Annotated in this window: 9 protein-coding genes and 3 pseudogenes; 5 read left to right on the top strand and 7 right to left on the bottom strand. The window is 71.2% G+C overall.

Going from position 1 to position 7,911, the window contains the following annotated elements; genetic code table 11:
* Nucleotides 1–195 (bottom strand): VOC family protein (locus KSK32_RS34090; RefSeq protein WP_308163844.1); only part of this gene is annotated, 195 nt, incomplete at its 3' end.
* Between the two features lie 495 nt (nt 196–690).
* On the opposite strand from KSK32_RS34090, the gene KSK32_RS34770 reads away from it, so the two are divergent.
* The gene (locus KSK32_RS34770; protein ID WP_308163845.1) at nt 691–909 is read left to right on the top strand and encodes a LysR substrate-binding domain-containing protein; all 219 of its coding nucleotides are present in this window, start codon (nt 691–693) and stop codon (nt 907–909) included.
* Between the two features lie 346 nt (nt 910–1,255).
* Here KSK32_RS34770 and KSK32_RS34775 read toward each other — a convergent pair.
* The 3 genes and pseudogenes from KSK32_RS34775 to KSK32_RS32925 form a co-directional block, all read right to left on the bottom strand.
* Nucleotides 1,256–2,641, bottom strand: a pseudogene (locus KSK32_RS34775) (rhodanese-like domain-containing protein).
* A gap of 115 nt (nt 2,642–2,756) precedes the next feature.
* On the bottom strand, nt 2,757–3,113 hold the full coding sequence (locus tag KSK32_RS32920) for a rhodanese-like domain-containing protein (protein WP_216936321.1): 357 nt from the start codon (nt 3,111–3,113) through the stop codon (nt 2,757–2,759).
* 11 nt (nt 3,114–3,124) lie between these two features.
* Nucleotides 3,125–3,385 (bottom strand): rhodanese-like domain-containing protein, encoded by a 261-nt coding sequence (locus KSK32_RS32925; RefSeq protein WP_308163846.1) that lies wholly within the window; start codon nt 3,383–3,385, stop codon nt 3,125–3,127.
* A gap of 202 nt (nt 3,386–3,587) precedes the next feature.
* On the opposite strand from KSK32_RS32925, the gene trxA reads away from it, so the two are divergent.
* On the top strand, nt 3,588–3,956 hold the full coding sequence (gene trxA / locus KSK32_RS32930) for a thioredoxin (protein ID WP_216933185.1): 369 nt from the start codon (nt 3,588–3,590) through the stop codon (nt 3,954–3,956).
* A gap of 52 nt (nt 3,957–4,008) precedes the next feature.
* Here the strand turns inward: trxA and KSK32_RS32935 are convergent, their stop codons facing one another.
* From KSK32_RS32935 to KSK32_RS34120, 3 genes are all read right to left on the bottom strand, one after another.
* The gene (locus KSK32_RS32935) at nt 4,009–4,401 is read right to left on the bottom strand and encodes a DUF302 domain-containing protein (RefSeq protein ID WP_216933186.1); all 393 of its coding nucleotides are present in this window, start codon (nt 4,399–4,401) and stop codon (nt 4,009–4,011) included.
* Nucleotides 4,402–4,481: 80 nt separating this feature from the next.
* Nucleotides 4,482–4,919, bottom strand: coding sequence for an FAD/NAD(P)-binding oxidoreductase (locus KSK32_RS34115; protein WP_254188977.1), 438 nt, complete (start codon nt 4,917–4,919; stop codon nt 4,482–4,484).
* Nucleotides 4,889–5,371 (bottom strand): FAD/NAD(P)-binding oxidoreductase, encoded by a 483-nt coding sequence (locus KSK32_RS34120; RefSeq protein ID WP_254188978.1) that lies wholly within the window; start codon nt 5,369–5,371, stop codon nt 4,889–4,891. The genes KSK32_RS34115 and KSK32_RS34120 overlap by 31 nt, the downstream gene beginning before the upstream one ends.
* Before the next feature lie 460 nt (nt 5,372–5,831).
* Between KSK32_RS34120 and KSK32_RS32945 the strand changes: the two are divergent.
* The 3 genes and pseudogenes from KSK32_RS32945 to KSK32_RS32955 all read left to right on the top strand — a co-directional run.
* A pseudogene (locus tag KSK32_RS32945) lies at nt 5,832–6,100 on the top strand (metal-sensitive transcriptional regulator).
* Between the two features lie 120 nt (nt 6,101–6,220).
* Nucleotides 6,221–7,678, top strand: coding sequence for an MBL fold metallo-hydrolase (locus tag KSK32_RS32950; RefSeq protein WP_216936577.1), 1,458 nt, complete (start codon nt 6,221–6,223; stop codon nt 7,676–7,678).
* Nucleotides 7,679–7,709: 31 nt separating this feature from the next.
* A pseudogene (locus tag KSK32_RS32955) lies at nt 7,710–7,911 on the top strand (sulfurtransferase); the annotation flags it as partial.

The following is a 7,911-nucleotide window of genomic DNA, read 5'->3' on the forward strand; positions in this document are numbered from 1 at the left end:
CTCCACCACCAGGCAGAAATGGTCCACGTTGGATCCGCCGGCTCGCCCCGCACCAGGTCGATGATGGTGCCGGCGTCGACGCGTACGGACGGGAACGGCACCTCGCCGGCCCCACCTGTCGACCCGCACCGGGGCCAGGCCGAGCGTGGCGCAGTAGAAGTCGAGGGAGCGTTCGACGTCGCTCACCGAGAGCACGAGGTGGTCGAAACGGTCACCGTCACGAGATGGTTCTGCATGCCGTCACCCTGGTCCGGCGCGCCACCCGGACAAGCCCGAACCGGACTACGATCGTTGACCGCAGGCAACGACGGAGGTGCCCGGTGCTGGAGCGGTACGAGATCGAGACGTTCCTGACCCTGGCGAGGAGCTGCACTTCGGGCGGACCGCCGAGCGGCTGCGGGGTGAGCACCGGGCGGGTCAGTCACGTGGTGCGCAAGCTGGAACGTCGCATCGGCGCCGCTGTTCGAGCGCACCGCCGGGTCGTCCGGCCTCACCCCGATCGGCGCCCGCCTGGCCGAGGAGATGCGCCGCTGGTGGCCGGCATCGAGGAGGCGGTCCAGCGGGCCGTGGACGCCGGGCGCGGGCTCATCGGCGAGCTGCGGGTGGCGTACGTCGGCGACGTCGACAGCTTCCGGTGCTGCTGCGGGCGGTCTCTCTGTTCACCGAGCGCCACCCGACTGCGAGGTGCACGTGCACGAGGCACCTCTGGCCAGCACCCGGTCGAGCCTGCGGGACGGCACGATAGACGTGCTGATCGCCTCGTACCCCTTCGACGGCATGGCGAACGGCCCGGTGCTGATGCGCGAGCGCCGGGTGCTCGCGGTGGCCGCGGGCCATCCGCTCGCGGCGGAGGAGTCGGTGTCGCTGGAGGTGCACGGCGACATCCGGTGGTGCAGTACCCGGCGGTGACCTCGACCGCGTTCAAGCAGGACCGCACGCCGGACCGCACCCCGTCCGGCCGACCGTGCCGCAGGGCCCGGTGGGCGGCAGTTTCTCCGAGATGCTGGCACTGGTCGCGCTGGGGCGCGGGTGGGCTGCCGGTGGGCGAGCAGACCCGGCGGTTCCACGCCCGGCCGGACGTACCCACCAACGCGTTGACCACGACGAGGAGGAGGAACTGGGCGGCGTTCGCGCGCAGGCCGAGCCTCGGCCCGGCGGTGCCCGCGCCCGTTCACCCTGTCATGTCTCACCTTCCTGCGGGACGGGCAGGTGGCCGGGCTGTCCCCGGTCACCTGCCCGGCTCGTCGTGGTCGGATCAGACCGCGGCGTGCAGCGCCTGCCATGCGCCGTAGCCGCCGAGCAGGTCGGGAGACGTCCGCCCGGCCGGACGTTGCGGAGCAGGCTGGCCGCCACCGAGGAGCGGTAGCCGCCGCGCAGTGCACGACGACCGCCCGGTCCGCCGGCACCTCGTCGAGGCGCCGCGTCAGCTCAGCGAGGGGGATGTGCAGGGAGCCCTGGATGGCACCCTGCTCGCGCTCACCGGCGTTGCGGACGTCGAGCACCACCGGCGCCTCGGGGCGGTCCAGCGCGTCGCGCAGCTCGGTGGCGGTCAACCGGCTCGCGGGGCCATGTCCCCGGCCATCTCGAGGAACGCGCCTTCGGGCTCGCGGAGGTAGCCGACGACGTGGTCGAAGCCGATCCGGGCGAGCCGTACGACGATCTCCTCCTCCCGGTCCTGTGGGGCGACCACGAGTACCTTGCGGTCCGGGGCGATCACGCTGCCTGCGGTCTCGCGAACCGCCCGTCGGCGGGGGATGTTGACGGCCCGCGAGGGTGGCCCGTGGCGAACTCCTGCGGGTCGCGGGCGTCGACCACGACCGCGCCGTCGGCGCGGCCTGGGCGAACTCGGCGCGTCGAGCGGGCGAGGGGCCTTCGGGTGGTGTGGTCGAACAGCTCGCGGGCCTTGCGGTTGAGCACGGCGTCGAAGGCGAAGTAGCCGGGCGCGGACGGCTGGCCGCCGGTGAACAGGGCGAGGAACTGCCTGGCTCATCGGGGCGCAGGCGTAGTTGGTGCGGCGCTGCTCGCCGATGGTGGACTGCCGCTCGGTGGAGAGGTTCTTCCCGCAGGCCGAGCCGGCGCCGTGGGCGGGGAAGACACCGGACCTCGTCGGGCAGCCCATCAGCTTGCGATGGACTGGACGCTGTCGTAGAGCATCGCGCCCAGTTCGTCCGCGGTCACGCCGAAGGAGGCGAGCAGGTCGGGTCGGCCCACGTCGCCGATGAACAGCGCGTCGCCGGTCATCACCCCGTACGGCGTGGCGTCGTCGGTGTGCTCGTAGACCAGCACGCTGATCGACTCGGGCGTGTGGCCCGGGGTCTCCATGACCTCCAGGGTGACGTCGCCGAGGCTGATCCGCTCCCCGTCGGTGAGCTTGCGGATCGGGTACTCGGTCTCGGCTCGGTGCCCGTAGCCGATCCACGCGCCGGTCGCGGCAGCGACCTCGAGGTGCCCGGCGAGGAAGTCGGCGTGGAAGTGGGGTGTTGATGACTCCCTCGATGGTGAGGCCGCGGGCTCGTGCGTCGGTCAGGTACTCGTCGATGTCGCGGCGGGGGTCGACCAGCACGGCCCGGCCGGTGCTCTCGTCGGCGATCAGGTACGACGCCTGGGACAGACAGTCCAGGTAGTACTGGGTGAACAACATGGTGCCGAACTCCTTCACGGTGATGAGCAGCGATGCGATTACGATAGCGCATACCCCTGGGGGTATAGGACGGGCCGAAGGTCCTCATCCTCGGGACCTTCCCGCCGGACGACCCTCAGGCCAGGTGCCCGGGCCGCCCACCCTTGGCCTGGAGCGCCATTCCGGCCTGGACCCAGGCCCGCATCCCGCCGGCCAGGTTGTAGATCTGGTGGTGGTCGCGGGCGAGCAGCGCGGCTGCCTGCCGCGAGCGCGCCCCGGACCGACACGCGGTGATCACCGGCCGGTCCGCCGGCACTTCCCCGGCCCGGCCGGCGAGTTGGCCGAGCGGGATGTGCCGGGCCCGGGGTGCGTGGCCGGCACGCCATTCGGCCGGCTCCCGAACGTCGAGCAACAGCCCTCCATCGGCGACCAGCGCCGCAGCCTCCTCGGGCCCGATGGAGGTGTAGGGCTTTCCGAAGACCTTCTTCAGCATTCCACCGAGGTTCACGCGTCCGCTCCCGTCACGATGTCGCGACCACTGCGGGCCCACCCGCCGGTGCCGTCGGCGACCGACCGGGCGTCGATGCCCGCGCGGGCCAGGAACTGCGCCGCGGACAGGCTGCGGCCACCACTGGCGCAGATGACGTAGACCGGGCGGCTGCGGGGAAGTTCTCCGACCGCTGCGGCCAGTTGTCCCAGCGGCACCGACCGGGCGCCGGGCACGTGGCCCTCGACGTACTCGAACGGCTCACGGACGTCCACCACCGTGGCCCCTCGGCGTGCGCGGCGGCGAAGTCCGCCAGGTTCACCTCTTGCATCTCATCCTCCGATCCGTATACCCCCAGGGGTATTTACGTCGACCATAGCGCGCCGGGCCCGGCTCGGTATTCCGCCCGTCGAGTGGGAATGTAAACCCCGGGGGTATGTTGGCCGGTGCGAGAGCACTGCCGAAACGTGGAGGTTGGACATGGCGAGCGTGGCGTTGACCGGCGCGAACTTCGAGGAGACCGTCACCCGCGACGGGATCGTGCTGGTCGACTTTTGGGCGAGCTGGTGCGGTCCCTGCCGCGGCTTCGCGCCCGTTTTCGAGCAGGCCAGCGAGAAGCACCAGGACATCGTGTTCGGCAAGGTGGACACCGAGGTGGAGCAGGGTCTGGCCGCGGCGGCCCAGATCCGGTCGATCCCGACGCTGATGGCCTTCCGGGACGGCGTGCTGGTCTTCTCCCAGCCGGGTGCGCTGCCGGCCGCGGCTCTGGAGCAGGTGATCCAGGCGGTCCGCGACCTCGACATGGACGAGGTGCGGGCCAAGATCTCCGGGGAGCCGGCCAGCCGGTGACAGCCTGAACGACCACGGCGGGGTGCGGGCGATGCCCGCACCCCGCCGTTTCTCATCCGGAGAGGGCGTCCAGGGCGGCCCGCAGTCGCCTGGTTGCCTCGTCGGCGACCGTCCGCAGGTCGGCGGCGTCGCTCAGCTGCACCATCACCTGCGGGTCGAGCGCCTGCACCAGGGTGGCGTCCGGCCCGTCGGCGCGGACCACGACGTTGCACGGTAGGAGCAGGCCGATGTTCCGGTCGGCCTGCACGGCACGGTGGGCCAGCGGGGGGTTGCAGGCGCCGAGGATGACGTACTCCTCGAGTTCGACGCCGAGCTTCTCGTGCAGTGTGGCCCGCATGTCGATCTCGGTGAGCACCCCGAAGCCCTGGTCCTTCAGTGCCGCCCGGACCCGCTCGACGGTCGGGGCGAACCCGGCGGACAGCCGGATCGTCATCGCGTAGCTCATGCTCTGCTCTCCCTCAGCGGAGATGGTGCCGGCCGCGACACGACCGGCGTGGGTGATTCGGCAAAGCCGTGCCGGGCCGGTCAGAGGAGGCCGCGCAGCATGCCGTGCCAGTACATCGCCGGAAGCCCGTGGCGCTTGAGCAGCCACATGTCGTAGCGCGGCTTCATCGTGTCGATCAACGGGAAGCTGGGCGTCGGCTTGAGCTGGTAGTCGAACTCGGCCAGCAGCATCCGGTTGTGGGCGGTGACCAGTGGGCAGGAGGTGTAGCCGTCGTAGCGGGCCGGCAGCGGCTCGCTCCGGCGCGCGGCGAGCATGTTGGCCACCACCATCGGCGCCTGCTTGCGGATCGCCGCCCCGGTCTTGGAGGTGGGCAGGTTCGCCACGTCACCGAGTGCGAAGACGTCCGGCCAGCGGGTGCTCTGCAGGCTGTACTGGTCGACTGCCAGGTAGCCGAACGGGCTGGCAGGATCGGCGAGGGCACTGTCCTTCAGCCAGGCCGGCGCGCTCTGTGGCGGCACGGCGTGCAGCAGGTCGTAGTCGATGCTCTCCTTGGTGCCGGACTTGCTGTCGAGGATGACCGCCGACGGCTGTCGCCGTCGACCTCGACCAGTTGGGACTCGTAGCGCACCTCGATGCCGTAGCCGGCGGCCACGCCCTCCAGGACCCGTGCCCAGTCCGGCTGGCTGAAGATGGTCGCGGTGGGCAGCACCAGGATGACGCGTACGCCGTCCAATACGCCCTGCCGACGCCACCAGTCCGCGGCCAGGTAGGCGATCTTCTGCGGCGCGCCGCCGCACTTGATCGGGCCGGCCGGCATGGTGAAGATCGCCGTGCCGCCGCGGACCTTCCGGATGAACTCCCAAGTGCGGGGGGCGAGGTCGTACCGGTAGTTGCTCGACACCCCGTTCCGCCCGACCGATTCGGCCAGACCGGGCACGCCCTCGAAGTCGAGCTGCAGCCCGGGGGCCATGACGAGCTGGTCGTAGGCGAGCGTGTCGCCGCTGGCGAGCGTGACGATCCGGTTGTCCGGGTCGACGCCGGCCGCCCGGTCCCGGGTCCACGTGACGCCCTTGGGATGAGCTTGCCTTGCGGCCGTGCGGTTTCGCCGGCCTTGGCGAGGCCACCTCCCACCAGAGTCCAGAGCGGCTGGTAGTAGTGGTACTCGGAGGGCTCGACCAGGGCGATGTCGGTGACGCCCTGGCGCCGTAGCCGCGCGGCCACGCTGATGCCGGCGGTGCCGCCGCCGACGATGACCACCTGATGATGCCGGACCGCAGTCATGGAACCTCCCAGGTATGAGAAGGGCGACCGCCGTGCACGCCGCCCAGGGGCGGAATGTGTCGGCGACCTTCGAGGTTCAGCATACCCGTGGGGGTATCCCGTCGCGGTTCCGTACCCCCCGGGGTATGGTGGAGCCGAAAGGTGGGGCGATGAATCTTCGACCTGAAATGACCAGCGACGCGCTGACCCGGCTCAAGCGGGCACGGGGGCAGCTGAATGCCGTCATCGCGATGATGGAGAGCGGTCAGGACTGCCGCGAGGCGCTGACCCAGCTGGCCGCGGTGTCGAAGGCCATCGACCGCGCCGGCTACAAGATCATCGCCTCGGGCATGCGGTACTGCGAGGCCGCCCGCGAGCGCGGCGAGGCGCCGGAACGACCGAGGGGGAGCTGGAGAAGCTCTTCCTGGCACTCGCCTGAGCGGTCGACCCGCCCGTGCTGCTTGACGGCGGCGCGGGCGGGTAACCGTTGGACATGAGTGGCCGGACTGTGCTCCCCGTATACCCCCCGGGGTATGTAGGTTTTGACAGGAGAACGGCAGTGACAGTTGAGGTGTCTGTTATCGCGACATCGTCCCTGGGTGACCGGAGCTACCTGGCTTCGGACGGGCAGGTGGCGATCGTGGTCGACCCGCAGCGCGACATCGACCGGGTCATGTATCTGGCGGGGGAGAAGGGCGTCCGCATCACCCATGTGGTGGAGACGCACATCCACAACGACTACGTCTCCGGCGGCCTGGAACTGGCCCGGGTGACCGGAGCCCGCTACCTGGTGGCCGCAGCCGACGAGGTCGGCTTCGACCGGATGCCGGTCTCCGACGGTGACGCGGTTGCGGTGTCCGACTCCATGCAGCTCCGGATCGTCGCGACGCCGGGCCACACCTTCCACCACCTGTCGTACATCCTCGACGAGGCCACCGACGGGGGCTGGCAGCCGGCGGGTGTCTTCACCGGCGGGTCGCTGCTGTTCGGCACGACCGGGCGCACCGACCTGCTCGGCAAGGAGTACGCACACGAGCTGGCCCACCACCAGCACGCCTCGGCGAAGCGGCTGGCGGATCTGCTGCCCGACGGGGCGGAGGTGTGGCCGACGCACGGTTTCGGCAGCTTCTGCTCGGCCAGCCAGTCCGATGCGCCCGAGTCGACGATCGGTCGGGAGAAGCAGGCCAACCCGGCGCTCGCGCTGGGTGCGGACACGTTCGTGACCGAGACCCTCGCGGGTCTCGACGCCTACCCGGCGTACTACGCCCACATGGGTGTGGCGAACTTCGCCGGTCCGGCCCCGGTCGACCTCACCCCGGTGACCCGGGCCGACGCCGCCGAACTGCGCGAGCGGATGGCCGCCGGGCAGTGGGTGGTGGACCTACGGCACCGCAAGGCGTACGCCGCCTCGCACCTGGCCGGGACGGTCAGCCTCGGGCTGGACGGCCCGATGTCCACCTGGCTCGGCTGGCTGATCGACTGGGGCGTGCCGATCACCCTGCTCGCCGAGACACCGGAGCAGGTGGCCGACGCGCAGCGCGAGCTGGTCCGCATCGGCATCGACCGCCCGGCCGCGCAGGCCACCGGCGAGGCCGAGCAGTGGGCGGCCGAGCCCGGACAGCTGCGGGAGCTGCGGATGTCCGACTTCCCGTCCCTCGCGGCGGCCCGCGCCGGGCACGCCCCCGCCGGCCTGCCCGCTGCGGACGTGGTCCTCGACGTGCGGATGACCAACGAGTGGCGGGCCGCCCACATCGACGGCGCCGTGCACATCCCGCTGCCCGACCTCCCCAAGCGGCTGGCCGACGTACCGGCCGGCGCCGTCTGGGTGCACTGCGGCTCCGGCTACCGGGCCACCGCCGCAGCCTCGCTGCTGGCGAACGCCGGCCGCGAGGTGGTCGTCGTCGACGACAAGTTCGACCAGGCCGCAGACGCCGGCCTGGAGATGGTCACCGAAGCCGACCTCAGCACCGCAATCCGGCCGGCGCCGTCCGGCGCCGGCCGAATCCCCCTGCCATGACGTGTAGCGCTTTGCCCGTGAAAGAGGAGATATGAGTACTTCCGACATCACCCGCCCCGCCACCCTCGACGCCGCCAGCCTGCGGGAGCTGATCGACGCGGCCGCGCGCCGCGCCTGCTGGACGTGCGTACCCGGCGGAGTTCGAGACCTCGCACATCCCGGCTCCTACAACGTGCCGGGACCTGCTCAAGGAGCACCGCGAGGAGCTGCGCAACCACCTCGACGAGGACGTC

Source organism: Micromonospora sp. WMMB482 (assembly GCF_019038635.1).
In the GTDB taxonomy this organism is placed as follows: Bacteria; Actinomycetota; Actinomycetes; order Mycobacteriales; family Micromonosporaceae; genus Micromonospora; species Micromonospora marina.